This is a genomic window from Bacillus cereus group sp. RP37, assembly GCF_040459695.1.
GTDB lineage: Bacteria > Bacillota > Bacilli > Bacillales > Bacillaceae_G > Bacillus_A.
The window spans coordinates 1945177-1963865 of the sequence record NZ_JARVHP010000001.1 but is presented as its reverse complement, the minus strand read 5'-3'; the positions used below and the strand labels follow the sequence as shown (position 1 = coordinate 1963865).

Below are 18689 nucleotides of genomic sequence, written 5' to 3'. Positions count from 1 at the left end.
ACACTCTCCTTCTTTCTATACATTCGAATTACAAAATATGTTAACTATTTTATACATAATAATCCGAAAAATTAAATAATTCAAGTTTTATACATATAAAATTCGTTTCCTACTGTCGAATAAACAAAAAGAACTCGCAATAAATATTGCAAGTTCTTTTCTATAAAACTATATTTTAAACGACTTCTTTATTAACAACATAAACCAAATTAAAGTAACTGCCATCAACGAATGAGAAAAACCAACAATATAAGTTAACCCTTTAAAGTCCGCTCCATTTAACTGAAGAAGCCCTCTTGCTGCCAATGAACCTAACATTAAAATTAATGCGATATTATGTACAACAAACCACTTATTAAAACTTTTCGCTTCATGAAACGCGAATACTTTTGCTAATCCTAAAGCAATTAAGAAGAAGAAAAAGCCAAGTACAAGTGTATGTGTATGCAAAAGATTTAACAAAGTAGATCCTACAATCCCCTTATACTTTCCATACTCCCTAGCGAAAATTCCTGATAATAAACCGATAATCAAATACGTAAACGATGCATTATATAATTTCTTCATTATGTACCTCCTTGAGTAGAATGTGTAGTGTGTCATATTTAGTAATAATGATAGTTATATAGTAAAAACTCCTAGTCACCTAGGAGTCATTGTATAAGCATCTCACTCTTTACAATCAAATCTAATTATAAAATATCCTTTTATACAAAACAAACGAACTTTATGTGAACAAACAAAGCCCCATTAAAATATGTTGCACTTTTGCATTACACAATCCATACTAATTGTTATAACTTTTAAAGGTGGTGCAATAGATTGATAGTTCTTGAAACTGAACGCCTCGTTCTTCGCTGGTTCGAAATTAAAGATGCTCCATTTATTCTTGAACTAGTAAATGATCCTGCATGGATTCAATTTATCGGTGATAAAGGCATTAGAAATTTAGAAGATGCCCAAAAATACATCTTAAACGGACCCGTAGATATGTATAATAAAATGGGCTTTGGTCTTTATTTAGTTGAACGAAAAGAGGATCTCACACCACTTGGTATGTGCGGCCTTATTAAAAGAGATTCATTAGAAGATGTTGATATCGGTTTTGCCTTTTTAGAGAAATTTCGTTCAAAGGGGTATGGCTACGAGTCAGCTTCTGCGGTAATCGAATACGGTGTACAACAGCTCGGACTGAAACGAATAGTAGCAATTACTACTATCGATAACATCAATTCAGGAAAGCTTTTAGAAAAAGTAGGATTACGATTTGAGAAGATTATTTCAGAATCTGGAGAAAATCTAAAGTTATTTGGATATAACGTATATTAAATTGACAGAGTTCTCTTTTAACCTAATCAAAAAATATTTCTTCAATATACATTCCTAAAAGTTATTATGATTAAAATACTCATCTGTTTTTTAACCATATAACCACGCAAATATTTAAATCACAATCCTGATTTTCAGTACTGTATTTATTCTTAAAAACTCTCTATCTTGTTCTTAAATTTGTCAAAACTCTTATGTAGTCACATGAAAAGTTTATGCTACTATATTACTAAGAAACTATGCGTTCCCTTAACCCTGTATCCGGCCCTGTATTTTTTACAGGGCCTTTGTTTATTTAATTTACTTATCACGTGCTTATACACATTAAAAGTCATTTCAAATGTAATAAACAATAAATCATAAAACAATTTAAGAATGAAGTGTCCAAAAAAGCCTAATTCCTCTACAATACATTGAGAAATTAAGCTTTTTAATAGGAAAATTAAAATTCATAAACAATGAATAATTTACATGTTAGGCTTATCTGTTAAAGCAGAAATAATCCTGCTCACCAAGTCTTCTGGCATCCATTCATAATTTGTATCATTCGTTTCATTTGGTCCTAAAGAATCAATGAACTTTTTAAACTTTGGAAATAAAACAATAGAAGTGATCCAATGTATCGTATGATTTATAGAGAAAAAATGAAATACTTCTTGTTTTTCCCCCTCCTGCAATATTTCTTTTAACTGTTCAAAACTACCTATAAAATACGGTTTAATCTTTTCTAATCTTGCACTTTCCTTAATAATCTCCTCATATGCTAATGTGCCAATTTCAGGATTTTCTTTTATATGTGTAGTAAAGACTGTTAAATATTCTCTTAGAGCATTAATAGGATTAAATTGATTCTTCTCAAGAAAATTAGGTAACTCATTAGCAAGGCCATATTTCTTAAACACCTCATAATATAGGTTTTCTTTCCCATTAAAATAGTAAGAAGCCATAGCAACATTCACTTTCGCTTCTTTTGCAATTTCTTGTATGCTCGTACCTTCATAACCACGCTCTCCAAATTTTTTCTTAGCAGCTTTCAAAATATTTTCCATCGTCTGCTCTCGAGATTTCCCCATTTCACACACCTCAAATAATATATATTTCACTTCAAAAATCCAATAAGGACTTTGAATAGAGTATCTTTTTAATGAAATTTAATTATATATTTAAAGTATTAACTTAACAACCGATGAAGTCTTGATTACTTTAAACTATTCACCACACAACGTAAGCCTCAAAAAGAAACATCTCCCGAAACTCTCCTATCCTAGGTCATCATACAAAGAATTCATTTAAAAATGAAATAAAAATAAACACCATACTTAAAACGACATCCCGCTGTGTAGCATGAACAACTTTCAAATACTTCACGCTCCTTTCTAATTGAGTATAAGAATGAACAAAAAATAATAAGGACCAAAGTTTATCTGTTTTTACAGATAAACTTTGGTCCTTTCATTACATTATGCAGATTTAAAATAAATCTTTATACTCATATTTTGATGAAATAATTATCCATCAATTGTACTTCATTTACTGATTAGATTTGTTTAATCTCAATATAAGGTCCTTTGATATTTAATTTGTTAATGTCATTTGAGATATTGCCTACAGTTGTTTTTTCATTAAACGTGTAGACCTTTTCACCATTTACAAAGATACCCCAATTTTTATCTTCGTAACTGATACCATAACCAGCATTGCTAGATGTCGCTTTGAGTTGGCTTCCATTCATTGAAAAAGATAATTTCCCTTTTCCTTTGTTAAGTTGATTATTCACATTGTTGATACTACTCATTTGTTCTTCAAGGGCTTTTTGGTTATCAAGAGTAACTTGATGGTTTTTCCAGTCTAATTTATAGTTGTTTGTAAAGAACTCATTATATGTATCTTTATTATTTGTTCCCCACCATTTTGAACTTACCCATTCAATATTGTACTGATCTGAAATTCTACGATTTGTTATTTTTAAATTTGATGTAGATTCTGTTTTATCAGCAGTAATAACCGCTACTACATTAGGAGAAAAACCATACCCTGTTAAAGCTGGTACTGTATCTTTTGAAACAAAATTATTCATTCCTTCATTATAACTACGTGATTTCATAAATAGTTGATTACCGTAGAAAGTATTAAATGAATCACGATTATAAATTCCCCACTCCGGGTAATTAAATGATTGGAATCCTACTTTCCAATTTAATTTTTTATCTGTGTGAGTCTCTAATACCGTTTTATAGTCTACTTGATCGTAAGATACACTTTCTTTCCAAGCAAAGCTACCCGTAATACTCGCATCGGCATTGGGTCCTTTATCATTTACTCCAACTTTAACACTTCCACCAAGTGTATACCCAACCTCGGAAGTAACCTTTGCTGAAGTCATTGTATTAACTGGGGCAGCTTTATGAAATTGAGCGCTATCACCACTTGTTATTTCTGCTTCCGTATGATACGCCGATGGCCATTTTAAACCTGCGTTATAGTATCCGCCATTAATTGTATATTTAGCATCTATATTACTACCATCAGTGGTAACAATTGCAATCTTTTTGTCTGCGTAAGGATCCTCAATAAAAGAAACCTTTATTGAATTTTTGATATTCTGCTTCATGTCATAAGTAGTTTTAAAACTATTATAGACTTTTCCACCATTTTGAAGATTTTCTACAGTTCCTTTAGAATCTGCAAATGCAGATGTTGCTTGTAAACCAAGTGATCCAGACATAATAACGGACGCTACCGCAACACTTTTAGCTATTCCATTTGCTTTTTTCATACAGACAACCACTCCTTTTTAAACATTTATAAGATATAAACGTATTATTTTTAGCTCTCAATACTAGAGATAGGTTCATAACGTTACAATGTAGAAATTTATTAATCTTTATGACAATAACTATCAACACTTGTTTTGCTAATTTCCATCTCTTTTTTACTGATAACTATTATCAATATTATTAAAACACATAATAACGATTTAAACAAGAATTTTAAATACATATTTAAAATTCTTGTTTAAAAAAGTGCAAAAAAATTATAGAATTCTTTATTTCGAGAATTACTATATTTTCATTTACTTATTGCAACCTATATTCAGATACATTATTTCCTTTCCATTCATAATAATCTAAAATCCCCTCATAAATGGCTTCTGCTGCAATCTGCCTTCCGTTTTCTGTAGATAACTTACTATAATCGATACCATTATCTATAAAAGCAAGTTCCGTTAACACAGCTGGCATGTCATTTTCTCTTATAACATGAAGATCTCCATGTTTAACACCTCTATCACGTGTTTGAAGTGCGTCTACTAATCGTGTTTGAATTTTTTCAGCTAAAACACGACTTTCTTCCACATGAGGATTTGTTTTTTCAGATTTAGAAGATTTATAGTAGTATGTTTCTGTCCCTTTTGCATTACCGTTAAAAGCATTTGCATGAATACTTATAAAGATATCACCCTGATTTTGCTTAGCAAACTTAACACGTTCCTGTAAAGAGCTTTTTTGATCATTTCCAGGTCTAGTATCAGATTCACGAGTTAGTAAAACTGTAAATGGAGTATGTTTTTCAAGCAATTGTTGTAGACGTAAAGAAGTGTCTAGTACAATCTTACTTTCAGGTAATCCCTTTGTGTTTTTTCCAGGGTCTTCGCCGCCATGTCCGGGATCAATAATTATTGCTTTATTTTCTAAAGGATTACTTTGACTATATTGAAGCATATCTGTTTTTGCGGTTAGTTGTGCAGCTTCAGCACGTGTTATGAATCTATTTGGTTGCCAACCATTATCTGTACCAACTGAAATTTTTAAATTAATTAAGGTATTTGCGAACTTTTCACCCCAATGTCCCTTTAAATCTTCAAATTTACTTTGTCCATTGTTAGTGCTTTTATTTTGTAGTTTATATGCATTCACTAGCATAGTAGCCATAGCAGCACGAGTAACTTTTCCAGAAGGATTAAATATTCCATTTCCTTCACCTTTAATTATTCCTGCCTTTTCAGCTGCGGCAATATAAGGAGTTCCCCAGTGGTTTTGTGAATCTTTAAAAGATGGTTTTGCATTTAAATCAATGTGTATACCAAGAGCCTTTGTCATAATGGTTGCTGCAGAAGCTCTATCTAATGTGTCATTTGAACCAAAAGTTCCATCTGGATAACCACTCAATACTTGCTTATCAACTAAATAAGTAACTGATTTGTCAGCCCATGCAGGAACATCTGGGAATTTGTGAGTATCTGCAAAAATACTAGAAGAATAAGATAGTAGACTTCCAGCAAGAATTCCTGTAGCAATTAATTTGTTCTTCAAAATTTAGCACCTCTAAAAATTTATTACAAGTTAGTAAATACATCATTTATAGTTAATCTTTAAATAATACTCCTTAGAATAAAGAATAGATTACGTTGGCACTAACACTATATTACAAATGAATAAATTTAAATCGAACTATTATTCCGAAAAGAATCTTCAGACATACACTTATAGATTGAAACTATTAAATATATTCACCAACATTGTGTAACTAGTATAGTTACTTATATATATGAGTGTCAATTGAAATAACCTTACATTTTTGTAAGGTAACCAACTTAATAATATATTAAGTAATTATTAAACAATGTAAATAATTATCTTTTATAGTAGACATTCTCTCGTTGACACAAACTAGTAGATTAGCAATGGAAATATCAAAATGTATTGATAAGTGGTTGGAAGTAATTGTTTTTTGTTTAATAGCAAAAAACGAGCATCCTCTCACAATTAGATAAGATGCTCGTTTTTATTTTTATCGGTAATTCTCAATTCAATTTAGTTTCTTTCCAATAAGTAAAGATTCAATCAACATAAAAACAAAGCGTTTTAAATTTAATTCATAGATTTTACTGAAACTTTGAATTGCCCCTTAGAACCATCATCATTTGAAACGTAAATTTTATATGTTCCGATCGGTAATGGAGACAAAGCATTCCGTACATTTGTAACATTAATTTGTTGTTCTCCAGGTTTTATATAACCACCAACAATTAGCTCTGTATTTGGGCCTTTCACACTATATCCCATTGTATTTTGGCCATTATTTTTCATAAAGAAGCTTAAATCAGTACTCCCATCATATACAAAAGAAGTTACAGCCTCGCCACTATAATCCATTGTTTGAGTTAATAATAAGTCTGCAGAAACATGTTCAACTACATGAATTGTATCATTCGTTTTGTGTACTTCTTCAGCATAAGTATTATTCCCTAACACTCCAAGTGTTAATGCTGAAATTACTCCACAACTAAGCACTAATTTATTTAACTTCATTTTAAGTTCCCCCTTGATGTTTGTAATCTATTACCATCATACATTCTTTTTCAAATACGTTTTTATGTAATAATTCATATCTTTAAACCTATATATCTTAACTTTATACCTTAATGGTTATTGAAGAACTCACATTGATAAAGCTACAGTATTACGATTCATAAAAAAGAACATGTAAATTTCAAAGTCTTTTTTAACAAGAATTCATACAATTAAGTACCAAAGCACTCAAATAAATATCGTTTCCATTTTAGATAAAATATACTAATGAAAAATTTTGAAATTTCCACTTTATAATTTGATATATTCCATGTTAATATAACAAAGGCTACAAAATAAGATTCACAAGATATATTATTTTCACAGAATATTCACACTTAAAAACCCATTATTTTATTAGTAACTCAATCCCAATTTTACCTATATAAAAGTCAATTTCTAGTTTCATATGCATAAATATCTAAGTAGATTTTTTATCTATTATTTTTTCTAACTTCCTTATCAATTCTAATACGAGTAATATAATAGTACTTTTTCAAGCGCCCTTCCTTTTTTAGATAGAAAGTCTACTGATACTAAACATCTAAGTTTAACTCGTACATAATCCAATATACAAACTATCGGAGATGCAAAACTATGGGAATATCTACTCTTTTATTAAATACCTTTATAATAATAATTTGTATCCTTAGCTACCACGTATTTTGGCTAGAATTTAAAGAAAAAATAACATGTAATAATATATTGATTGCTATCTTTTCCTCCATTGCTATTATTTTTTGCATGACTTTTCCTTTTCATTTACATGCTGGATTTATTTATGATTTACGTTTTATTCCTATCATATTCGTTTTTCTATATGGAAATACAAAAAACATTGTTTTTATAGGAATTTTATATCTTTCTTATCGATTTTACTTAGGCGGAAATGGCGTTCTTCCATCATTTATTATCTTTACTATTATTTCTGTTATAACAATGCTCTTTCGTTACTTATTACCTATGTATGTTAAAGAAAAAAAGATATTATTAAGCTTGCTTCTTATTTTAGTATGTACAACTTCACTTTCTATCTGCGGTATTGTAACTCAAATACATACAGGTAATAAAATAGACTCTACTCTCATAGAATTTTTATTAAATTATATAATCATTAATATATTCACAGTATTATTATCAGTGTATTTAATAGAGGGAATGATTGAGAAATATAAAATGAAAGAAAAGCTGCAACGGGCTGAAAAATTTTATATAGCTAGCGAACTAGCGGCGTCCATTGCACACGAAATCCACAATCCACTAACCACAGTACATGGATTCACTCAATTGTTAAATGAAAAACATGCCTCTAAGCTACCTCAGGATCAGTACTTAGAAATCATGTTAATTGAAATGCAGCAAATACAATCTACGATTAATAACTATTTATCTTTAACAAAACCACAGAACACCCTAAAAGAGAAAATAGACATTAATCATATTTTAAATCAAGTGAAAGACACTAATTCACCACTTGCTCTATCATACAAAGTTGAAATAAAACAAAATAGTACAGATTCCTTTTATATAAATGGAGACCCCGAAAAATTCAGACTCTGTCTAAACAACATCATACAAAATGGAATTGAGGCCATGATAAATGGTGGAGTATTACAAATAAATATACAGAAAATCAAAGATAATATTATAATCGATATTATTGATTCAGGGATTGGAATGTCCTCTCAACAAATAAAGCGGATTGCTTTGCCATTCTATTCAACAACAGAAAAAGGGACTGGACTTGGTACTATGATTGCTTATAGTATTATTAAAGAATTAAATGGTGATATAGAGATAGAGAGTAAATTAGGTCAAGGTACACGATTTTCCATTAGTATCCCCTGCTAATATGACGGAATTATTTACATGATAAAATTTTTACTACTTAACTTATTAAATAAATTTCAAAAATGCTGCTACTTGACTTATTAATCCTCTTGATTTCGTGAATAAATTAAAAGTAATACGGACCAAAGTTTATCTGTTTTTATGGATACACTCTGGTCCTTTAATTAAATCAAACACACATAAATTTTATTACTTTGCTCACATCTCTATGAAATAATAATTCATAGATTGTATCTCATTTACTGATTATATCTACTTAACTTCAAGATAAGGTCTCTTGATACTTAATTTCTTAATATCATTAGATACATTACCTACAGTTATTTTTTCATTTGAAATATTAACTTTTTACTATTCATAAAGATACCAATTTTTAACTTCATAACTGATATTGTAACCTGCATTACGTGATATAGGCTTAAATTGATTTCCATTCATTGAAAGACAATTTCTCTTTTTCTATTTTACTTCTACCGTATAATTCCCTGTTCCCCCGCCATACTGATACACATGTAAATAATATTTTCCTGGATACGTGTAATAACTTCCTACTAACTTATTCCCCTCTTGCTGGGCATACGTAACATAATTATTTAAATCTGCTTCCGAATAAAGAACCCAGTTTACTCCGATATTATTTTCCTTCGTCACATTAATTTGTAGATTTTTCGCAGTTTCCACATTTATTTCAAAGAAATCACTCGTATCACCATTTCCTAAACTAGCACGTAAAACTTGATTTAATTGCAGTTTATTTGCTGTTTGGAATGAATTGTTTGGTTCTTTTTCTACACTGTTATCTTCTTTCTTTTGAACCGTTACAGTCGTTGTAACAGTATTAGTTAATCCTTTATCATCTGTTACTGTTAATTTTGCCGTATATGTTCCTTCTTTTGTATACACGTGAGTCGGATTTTGTTCATTGCTTACAGTACCATCACCGAACTCCCATTTATAAGCAAAAATTTTCCCATCTTCATCTTTTGATCCATCGCTTTTAAATGAAATTGCTTCATTTATATTTCCACTATATGGACCATTTATAACTGCGACCGGTGCTTTATTGACAGCACCTTCTTCTGTATTAATCCCATGGAACACAACATCATACTCAAATTGTCCTGATGTATTCACACGGTAATTTACAAAGTAAGCTGTTACAGTTTTATAACCTGTCCATTCTTTTGCACTTAAACGTTTTAACGTATCATTCACATTTTGTGTAATTGTTTTCCAGTCTTCATATTCCCCTTTTGCAGCAGTACCTGTATACGTTCCTTGTAGTGTAAATGTATTAAAGAACTGTGATTTATTTTTCTTAACTGATACATTACTTAATTTTGCTTCTGCTGTAATTTCTGCCGCAATATCTGAAACTGGTTTTGATGCGTGAGTTGCTAAATAATCATCTGATACTAATGGAACATTATATTTCTCACGGTTATCGACTAACTTTTGCATATAATCTTGATACTCTTTATTTAAATTCGCATCTTTACTTAAAGCAGAGCGGTATGCATCATATGCTGTTACATCATTTTTTCTAATAATATCATGAATTTTGTCAAACATATCATATCTCTTATTGTACATATATGATTGTAATGCAAAGGAATAATTATAGAAATCCCACGTTCCATACTTTGCATTTAACGTTCGCTCTGCCGTATAACGTTCCGCTGGATTTGAAGATAATCCGCCTATAATACTCTTTCTCGGTACAACATTATCTGTTCTCGTTGCACCTGCAAAAAACTCAGCATTCCCTTCTTCAAACCAAGATAATCTCTCATTCTCATAAATCTTACCTTGCCCCCAAAGTCCTGGCACTTCATATCTACCTTGTAAGTAATGTGTAAACTCGTGTCGGAACAATTCTTCTAAACTATAAATACTTTCTTCTGGCGTACGTTCATAAGTAAAGAACGTACCTGTTCCTTCTATATAAAGACCGCCGTTATTCGTTTCATACCCGTACAATTGACGGTTAAATTGATATTCAGCTGGACTATTATAAATAACCATCGTTAATACATCATCAGGATTTCCCTTTTCTAAAGGTTGATCACTTTCAACCGTACGATGGAATTGTGCCTTCACTTCTTTTGCCGCCCAATATAGACGTTTTACTTTTTCTTCTGTCACTTTGTCTCCAGCTTTTAACACAATTGCCCCATCATCAAACGTATACGTTTTCGGCAAATATTTTTTCTTACCCTCTTCTCTTATTTGATCTAAATTGACAACGTTCCCATTTGCATCTTTCCCGCCATAATTCGTTGTAATTTGCTCAGCTGCTACGAAATATTGCTCACCTAAATACGAATAGGTTTTCATCGCATCTGTTAAAACTTGTAACCCTTTCGTCCCTGTACTATGGAATGTACCGAGTCTACCTGTATAATAAATACCATTATTAATAAGCCATCCGTTTTTCTCTGTAACCGTTCCTATTAACGCGAATCTACTTAATTCGTTAATATAACGATCTATTTTTTGATACCATAGTGTATCTTTCGGTGCTTTTCCCGTGTCATATAAATACGATTGAATATCATAATCTACCCCTTGCATAATATCGTACACCGCATTACCTGCTGAACGATTATCTATAAATATAGAAAGATTATCATTATATTGTTTGAAAATGTTCGCAGTCGATGAAATCGTTTCCCCATCACTAGAAGCGTTTCCTATTAATTTTCCATATGATGATACAACTTTATTTTGTTCTAATGTACCAAGTTTGAAATTTGGGTTGTTAGCAATCGTTTTCAATGCAGGTAAACACTTGTCATGATAGCTTCGTTCATTTAATTTGCTTAATTCTGTATGGTAAAACCCTAAATAAAACCCAGAGCGCAATACCTCTACTAATGTTTCAATCCCTTTTGAATCATCCTTTGTATAAGCTTGTCCTTGCTGCTTCAATCGATCAATAATCGCCTGCATCCTACTTTCATTTTGATAGAATGCAAGGCTGTCTTTATTAAACTGAAATAATCCCGTAATTTGCTCCCAATCGATTGTTACAAGTAAATCTACTAACTGCTGATTGCTTAATTGATTTAATTCAGCAATTGTATAAGTTTTCGCTACCGCTAATTGCTTACTTTCCTTTTTTACTTCAGGTGGTCTTTGCGATAAATCAGCAAATTGTATCCTTTTCTCAAAAGATTTATTTTCTAGCACTTTCGATGAATGAGCTAACTCTTGCACTGGAAGTTGTACACCAACCGGTTCCATTTTGAGCACATTTCGATAAGAAACTTGCCCTCCCTTAGTATCTTCCGCCGATATGTTTCCTTGCAAGCTACCTAACATTAAACTAGCAAAACTTACCCCTACTAACATTTTTTTTGAATAGCCTTTCATACTCTCCCCTACCTTACATTTTTTAGTGTCCCGCTCCATTATTTTACTATTCTGATTATTTATTCTGTATTGAGAAAAAATAAGGTAACGTTCACACATGTATCCATGCCGCGTAAAAATTAACACTTGACTTTACGTGCGTTTTATATCAAAAAAAGATAGATAATAGCGAAATTCCTGCTACATCTATCCTCGTTTTCAACACTATGATTTTAACTGTATGAATGTAACTTCCGGTAATGTTTGCATATGCTGAATAAACTCATTCTTTTCTTTTGACGATATATTTTTCAGTTGCATCCCTACCTTATAAATAGTTTCTGTACCTTGCTGTAAAGCTTCCACTTCATATGAAAGTATTGGAATACCTTTCACTTGTAGCGTTTCTAATATTTGTTGTACCGCTTCATGCTTATTTATACACATTTGTACCGTTATATTTTGCGGAAATAAAAATTGCACCTTAAAAATACGACTTACAATCTCTAAACCAATTAAAACGAGAATCGTCGCTCCAATTCCTACCACATACATACCAGCACCAATTGCTAATCCAATTCCTGCTGTAGCCCATAAACCAGCCGCTGTCGTTAAACCTTTTACCGCCTGTTTTTGAATAATAATTGTACCTGCACCTAAAAAACCTACTCCACTAACAACTTGTGCTGCAATACGGCTCGGATCAAGAGCCATATGTTCTTCATTCATAATATCTGAAAAGGCATATTTTGAAACGACCATTATTAAAGCACTCCCTACCGCTACGAGGAAATGAGTCTTTAATCCAGCTTCTTTTGATCGAATTTCCCTTTCAATACCGATTATTGCTCCTAACAAACCGGCAACACCGATTCGTATAATCAAATCAAAATTTACACTCACGAGCCCTTCCCCCTTTCATTCATTATAGATAGATAAAACAAAAATTATCACACACATCCTTTTATCAATATGAAGGAATTCCATCAAAATACTCTTAATATTCCGACTGTTTTATGTTAATATTTTTAATATTAACATAAAATGAATAGCTTCTAATTTTAAACTTCCACTAATTTTCTTAAAAAACAAAGGTCGATTACATGAAATGAGGTTGAGAAAGTTTAGAAAACGCTTTCATTTAGTTTCGTAATTTTTTATACATACTACATAAATAAAGGAGCTTACCAACAATGAACGTCTCTTTACTTACACCTACTACCGATTTACAAGACGAATACTTAGATTTTTATAACGAATGGAAAAATAGTGGTGAAACGATGATTCCCTGGGTTATTTCAAAAGACCCTTCTAACTTCCCCACTATGATTCAAGAATTACTCGATGCACATAACGGAGTAAACCTTCCTAAATCTTGGGTACCAGACTCTACGTATTGGCTCGTTACAGATGAAAATAAAATTGTAGGTGCTGTTAATATACGCCATAGTTTAACCGAACATTTATTTAACGCTGGCGGTCATATCGGTTATGGCATTCGCCCTTCCGAAAGAAGAAAAGGTTATGCTACGAAGTTATTAGAGTTATCACTGGAAAAAGCGAAGGAATTAAACATTACGAAAGCACTTGTCGTTTGCGATGAAGTGAATACAGCTTCAGAAAAAACAATTTTACATAACGGCGGGCTTCGTGATGATGATTTCACTGAGGGAGATGGAAATGTAGTAAGACGGTTTTGGATTGAGCTATGAAGAAGCCATCCAATGAAAACAATCTTGTTCTAGAGAAATATAGTAGAAGTAATGAGCTACAAGTAAAACAACTTATTGATTTATACAATGAAGATTCTTATCTATTTAACTTATTAAGAGGTAATAAAACAAAATGTGCATATATTGCCTACTATAAAAAAGATGTAGTAGGCATCTTTTTCGCCTGGAGCAATAACTTCCATCCATACTGCACATACTTTCGAATATATACGAATCCTTTCTATTCAGGGCTACACATTGAACAATTTTTATTAAACGAAATTCAAAAACGAGAAAACTTCAAACTACCATTGCAAACCTCTGTATGGGAAACATCAGCTCATTTAAAAGCCTATTATGAAGAAGATAATTTTATGGAAATTCGAAGAACATTTTTGCCGATATTAGACGTACAAAAAATCATACCTATCGATACAATGCTTCCTTCAAATTATCATGTACAAACGTTATCAAATATCGTATCCAATAATAGCTTCTTTGAAAAACTAGCTCACTTAGTAAAAACGAATTACGAGTATACTCACTTAGCAAATCCGGTTGCCTCATTCTCTCTCGAAACTTGGCAAGAGATGCTTTTGGCTGATGATGTACTACTAGATGGGAGCTTTCTCATTATAGATGAAGAACATCAAATTATGGCATACTCTTTCCTCCATACATCAGAAAAGGATAATACGGTAGAACTAGGATGGTGTGGGACTCACACTATAGAAGATTTACCCTTACTGAAACTGCTCGTTTTCAAACAAGCTATGTATGCAAATAAACACGGCTACTCTTTCATTCAAGGTGAATTTGATTCAACAAGTATATACGCAATGGAAATATTAAAATCCTTTCTTTTTAATCCTTGTGCTACTTGGATTACGTATCAAAAAGAAGCCGGAAAGTGATTATACACTTCCCGGCTTCTTTTATGCTGTTTCTATTTCAAACTTTACAGTAATACCACTAGGATCTACTACTGTAAATCCATTTGTACTTTCGTTTACTTTATGTTGTTTTTCCATTAACCTTTCTTTCACTTCATCTAACGCTTCTTTATGCGGTAATACAATTGTATATACTTTAAGTCCAGTTGCATGTGCTGGTGGGTGCGGATTATGTATACCATTCCACGTATTTGCACCTATATGATGATGATATCCTCCTGCAGAAATAAATAAGCAATCATCTTCACGCTGTTGCACTTCAAATCCTACTGTTTCTACATAAAACTCATGAGACTTCTCTACATCCGCTATGCGTAAATGTACGTGTCCAACGACCGTTTCAGCTGGTAAGCCATCAAACTCATAATCAACGAGTGTTGCTAGCTCTTTTAAATCAAGTGGCGTACTTCCTCCTGGTCCTTCTCCCCATTGATCACGCGGACGGTCTGCATAAATTTCTATACCATTTCCCTCTAAATCTTGTAAATAAAACGCTTCGCTATACGTATGATCACTTGCACTATTAAACCTTGAAATTGGTAAAATTTCATTTGAATATGTATAACGCCCTTTTTGTTCAGCTGGGCTATCAATTACATTCTTATTACGAACCACCCCAAATAATGCCGAAGCAAAGGCCTCACGAGTCGGAACTAAAAAGGCTACATGATATATACCAGTCGTACGCGGCTCTTGCAGCACCCCGTCCTCTAACTTTTCAAGAACAAGTAACGTGTTCTTTCCACCTTTTCCTGATAAATATGCTTTATTCCCCTCTTGTTTAATTACGTCTAAGCCTACTACATTCTCATAAAAAGCAATTTGGCGCTCTAAATCTACCACTTTAAATTCAACATGACCAATACGAGTTTTCGGATGAATTTGTACCATGAATAACTCCATCTCCTTATCCTTATATATTTCCAATACATATAACCGTTACTATGAAGGATACAACTAAAATCACCCTATGTAAATAAGAAAAGTCAGAATTTATAATCTTTTTTTATTTACATAATAAAAAAGCCCCCTCTTCTAACTTTCAGAAAAGGTGACTTTACGAAACAGTCTACTATTATTCTTATCTCATTTTATGTACTTCAGCAACTAACTTTCCGCCCTGAATGCCCATATAAAGTTTCACAGGTGCATCATTCGTGTTTTCAAACACTAAGTCTAAGTATGGATATGCAATTGTAGCATCTCTTCCTTGTGGAACATAACCTACCGTTTTAGAATGTGTCGTTCTCTCTACCATTTTCAAACCAGCTTGATCTGCTGCATTGTATAATGTTGATGATGTTTGACAAACACCACCGCCATATCCATCTACTAATTTACCATCTACAATTTCTTTTCCTAGTTGATATCCTTTATCTGGAGTTGTATCACCAATTAATGCATTGAAAGAGAAACGGTCTCCTTTTGCTAATACAACTCCATTTATGCTCGCTGCTGACAAACGAATATTCTCAATACGTCCACCTGTTGAGCCACCTAAATTCGTTTCATATCTACCAATTACCGTACCACTTCCTTGCGCATCACTTAATGTTGCGGTAGGCTTTTTCTCAGCAATAGGTAACTGATATGAAGAATCCCACATACCAACGTTTAATAATTTATCTACTAATTCTTTTTCCATTAATTCATAAGAAGGTTTTCCTTCTTGCCAACTTCCATCAGGTGCTACACGTGAAGGAACCATCTTTTTGTCAACACTTTTCCCAACCTCGCTAGCAACCTTCGTTACCGATTTTTTAAATTTTGCTTCGTCTTCAAAATAACCTAAACTCGATAAATCTAGTTTTTTCACTTCAGTACCTGTACGACCATCCACTAAACTAATAGAATCTTGTACTTCTGCTTTAGCTTCTACCGTGTGGCCACCAATATCACTTACTAATGCAACATCACTTACTTTTGTACCACAACCACTCACTACAGCTACACATAACACCCCAACTAATATACCCTTTACTTTACGGAACAATATACTCTCCCCTTTTCCCCAGTATTACTTTTATGTATTATTTCATTTTTATGTATGTTTTGTTACAATCATTTTACAATATATTTATAAAATGTTACAAGTTATTTTTTACTCTATATAAATTACTCTTTTCTTTTGTAAATGTCTATACATATTTACATAAAAGTTTGAGTTTGATAAAATTGTAACCTTTGTGTAACCCCATTCTTTTATCCAGTATATACCATAAAACAAAAGAAATACAAATGTAAAAACTCCATATTCTTATTTATAAAGAAACATCCCTTGAACATAAATAGGTATTTGCCGTGCCGCCGCTCCGCTTTTGCACATACATTATGGTGAATTAACCTAATTTAAAGAAATGGAGGATGTTTTTATGTACCCCTACAATCCATACGATCCATATAACCAAAATGCTTATCAGCCTCAATATGATTTACAAGCACAATATCAACAATATATGGATCCAGTAGAACAAGTTAATCCATATGATCAAAATCGACAATTCCAACTTCCAATCTCTTTTCCTGGTACTGGAAACCGTCAATTAGAAAGACGAGTAAATGAGCTTGAGCAAAGAGTACGTCAATTAGAAAACACGGTTGAGCGTCATACACGTAGATTAAACCGCTTAAACCAACGTTTACGCACAATAGAAAACAGACTAAACATTCCATTTTCAGCATTAGAAGACGGATTTTAATTTCGAAAATAAAAAATATATGAAGGAAGGGGGCTTCCCCTTCCTTATATAAATTGACGAAAGTTTTTTCCATCTCTATACTGATAAGAGTTAATGAAATGAAACAAGGTGATAAATATGGATTTTGAAATAAATTATCTTTCCTTTTATGTTGTACAAGTAGAAGGAAAAGGTGAAGCTGTTGATAAGCGCTACAAACATTTTCAAACATTAGACGCTGAAGAGTATGAAGATAGCTCCTTAAAAGAATTTTTGAATGGAGAATTATTAAAAATTTCAAAGCGAAAAGTAGAACGTCATGCGAAAACAGAACAAGCTCCGACAAAAATCGGTCGCTTCATTGTAGAAGAAGGGCACGAACTTGATTCAAACCCTCATTACAACCTATTTAATCGCATTCGCTTTGCGGAAACAAAAGAAAACTTCAAAGATATGAGCGAACCTCTCGTTTATACATATCTTGACACAAGTGCTGTACGCGGTGGTGTATTTTTAATTGCACAAGCAAAACTACGCAAATACTTTGATGATCCATTCGTCTTCGTTATGAAATGTGACTTCGAGCCGAAAGTCGCTTCTATTTCCGATGAATCCACACTGATTCGTAACGTTGAAATGGCTATCACAACAAAAAACATGAAATCTATCCAATATCCGTACATGCCTGAAGAAGGTATGGTCGAAGTCGGCGAGCTAAAAATCCATCAAGCATCACACGCCCGCTACTTTGAAGACTTCTTAAAATTCGTCGAATATGAACGCTCTATGCCTGAAATTATGAAAACACAAGTAATGGACATGGTATACGACCAAATTGAAGATGTATTTGAAGAAGGTACGGAAGAACGCGAACAATTCGACCAAGCAATGGAAGTATGGGCTGCCAGTCCGAAACGTGAAATTATGGAACAATTTTCAACAGAAGAAGTAATGGAAGCTACTGCTCAAATCGTCGAGCATGCTCCTGAAGTGGAATTAAAGTTAAAAGCAGATCATATCTCTGTGAAGGCCCTGCTTGCTGATTTCGGAGACTTAATACATATCGCAAAGGTAAACGACCGATATGTATTAATGATTGAGGCTGATACACTTACGTTTGAGAAAGGCTTCTCTCCAATTGAGTTTTTGAAGCCGGATGAATTGCAAGATGTGATTGAGCGGATTGAGAATAAGCAGCAGTATTCTTATGATCCGAACGGGATTGAATAAATGCTTCCATATAACTATTTTTCCTGAGCGCTGTTAACAAGCGCTCTTTTATTTGGGGCATAGTTGATATTTATAAAAAAACCGATTCTACTAAGAATCGGTTGCTCTGTTTTATAACAATATATGCTTATTTTTTAATTTTTTTAACTCAAGATGATATTTGTTGCGGAATCTAGTAGATTCCTTCCTTTGTTGTACAAGCGTATTTCCATTAGAGTAGTCACTATGTAT

Annotated in this window: 15 protein-coding genes and 1 pseudogene; 6 read left to right on the top strand and 10 right to left on the bottom strand. The window is 32.5% G+C overall.

Going from position 1 to position 18689, the window contains the following annotated elements; genetic code table 11:
* Nucleotides 1–168: 168 nt before the first annotated feature.
* The gene (locus QCI44_RS10325) at nucleotides 169–567 is read right to left on the bottom strand and encodes a DUF2871 family protein (protein ID WP_000737904.1); all 399 of its coding nucleotides are present in this window, start codon (nucleotides 565–567) and stop codon (nucleotides 169–171) included.
* Nucleotides 568–822: 255 nt separating this feature from the next.
* Here QCI44_RS10325 and QCI44_RS10320 point away from each other — a divergent pair, with 255 nt between their 5' ends.
* On the top strand, nucleotides 823–1329 hold the full coding sequence (locus QCI44_RS10320; RefSeq protein ID WP_016135098.1) for a GNAT family N-acetyltransferase: 507 nt from the start codon (nucleotides 823–825) through the stop codon (nucleotides 1327–1329).
* 467 nt (nucleotides 1330–1796) lie between these two features.
* Here the strand turns inward: QCI44_RS10320 and hlyIIR are convergent, their stop codons facing one another.
* The 4 genes from hlyIIR to QCI44_RS10300 form a co-directional block, all read right to left on the bottom strand.
* Complete coding sequence (gene hlyIIR / locus QCI44_RS10315; protein WP_016135099.1) at nucleotides 1797–2402, bottom strand: hemolysin II regulator HlyIIR; 606 nt, start codon at nucleotides 2400–2402, stop codon at nucleotides 1797–1799.
* Nucleotides 2403–2866: 464 nt separating this feature from the next.
* Entirely contained in the window at nucleotides 2867–4105 is a 1239-nt protein-coding gene (gene hlyII, locus QCI44_RS10310; RefSeq protein WP_016086897.1) for a hemolysin II HlyII, read from the bottom strand.
* A gap of 301 nt (nucleotides 4106–4406) precedes the next feature.
* The gene (locus QCI44_RS10305; RefSeq protein ID WP_353811105.1) at nucleotides 4407–5642 is read right to left on the bottom strand and encodes an N-acetylmuramoyl-L-alanine amidase; all 1236 of its coding nucleotides are present in this window, start codon (nucleotides 5640–5642) and stop codon (nucleotides 4407–4409) included.
* A 558-nt stretch (nucleotides 5643–6200) separates the two neighbouring features.
* Nucleotides 6201–6641, bottom strand: a complete 441-nt coding sequence (locus QCI44_RS10300) for a hypothetical protein (protein WP_016135101.1) — start codon at nucleotides 6639–6641, stop codon at nucleotides 6201–6203.
* 636 nt (nucleotides 6642–7277) lie between these two features.
* On the opposite strand from QCI44_RS10300, the gene QCI44_RS10295 reads away from it, so the two are divergent.
* A complete protein-coding gene (locus tag QCI44_RS10295; RefSeq protein ID WP_016086894.1) occupies nucleotides 7278–8531 on the top strand; it encodes a sensor histidine kinase in 1254 nt (417 codons plus the stop codon).
* A 252-nt stretch (nucleotides 8532–8783) separates the two neighbouring features.
* Here QCI44_RS10295 and QCI44_RS10290 read toward each other — a convergent pair.
* The 3 genes and pseudogenes from QCI44_RS10290 to QCI44_RS10280 form a co-directional block, all read right to left on the bottom strand.
* Nucleotides 8784–8975 (bottom strand): annotated as a pseudogene (locus QCI44_RS10290) (beta-channel forming cytolysin); the annotation flags it as partial.
* Nucleotides 8976–8990: 15 nt separating this feature from the next.
* Complete coding sequence (colA, locus tag QCI44_RS10285; RefSeq protein WP_016135102.1) at nucleotides 8991–11906, bottom strand: collagenase ColA; 2916 nt, start codon at nucleotides 11904–11906, stop codon at nucleotides 8991–8993.
* A 204-nt stretch (nucleotides 11907–12110) separates the two neighbouring features.
* Nucleotides 12111–12788 (bottom strand): MgtC/SapB family protein, encoded by a 678-nt coding sequence (locus tag QCI44_RS10280; protein ID WP_016086892.1) that lies wholly within the window; start codon nucleotides 12786–12788, stop codon nucleotides 12111–12113.
* Between the two features lie 290 nt (nucleotides 12789–13078).
* On the opposite strand from QCI44_RS10280, the gene QCI44_RS10275 reads away from it, so the two are divergent.
* The gene (locus tag QCI44_RS10275) at nucleotides 13079–13597 is read left to right on the top strand and encodes a GNAT family N-acetyltransferase (protein WP_016086891.1); all 519 of its coding nucleotides are present in this window, start codon (nucleotides 13079–13081) and stop codon (nucleotides 13595–13597) included.
* On the top strand, nucleotides 13594–14511 hold the full coding sequence (locus tag QCI44_RS10270; RefSeq protein ID WP_016086890.1) for a hypothetical protein: 918 nt from the start codon (nucleotides 13594–13596) through the stop codon (nucleotides 14509–14511). The genes QCI44_RS10275 and QCI44_RS10270 overlap by 4 nt, the downstream gene beginning before the upstream one ends.
* A 21-nt stretch (nucleotides 14512–14532) precedes the next feature.
* Here QCI44_RS10270 and QCI44_RS10265 read toward each other — a convergent pair whose 3' ends face one another.
* Nucleotides 14533–15441, bottom strand: coding sequence for a VOC family protein (locus QCI44_RS10265; RefSeq protein ID WP_016135103.1), 909 nt, complete (start codon nucleotides 15439–15441; stop codon nucleotides 14533–14535).
* 190 nt (nucleotides 15442–15631) lie between these two features.
* Complete coding sequence (locus QCI44_RS10260) at nucleotides 15632–16543, bottom strand: VanW family protein (RefSeq protein ID WP_016086888.1); 912 nt, start codon at nucleotides 16541–16543, stop codon at nucleotides 15632–15634.
* Nucleotides 16544–16907: 364 nt separating this feature from the next.
* On the opposite strand from QCI44_RS10260, the gene QCI44_RS10255 reads away from it, so the two are divergent.
* Entirely contained in the window at nucleotides 16908–17249 is a 342-nt protein-coding gene (locus tag QCI44_RS10255; protein ID WP_116329409.1) for a hypothetical protein, read from the top strand.
* Nucleotides 17250–17366: 117 nt separating this feature from the next.
* On the top strand, nucleotides 17367–18458 hold the full coding sequence (locus QCI44_RS10250) for a DUF3900 domain-containing protein (protein WP_016135104.1): 1092 nt from the start codon (nucleotides 17367–17369) through the stop codon (nucleotides 18456–18458).
* The last annotated feature ends 231 nt before the right edge of the window (nucleotides 18459–18689 follow it).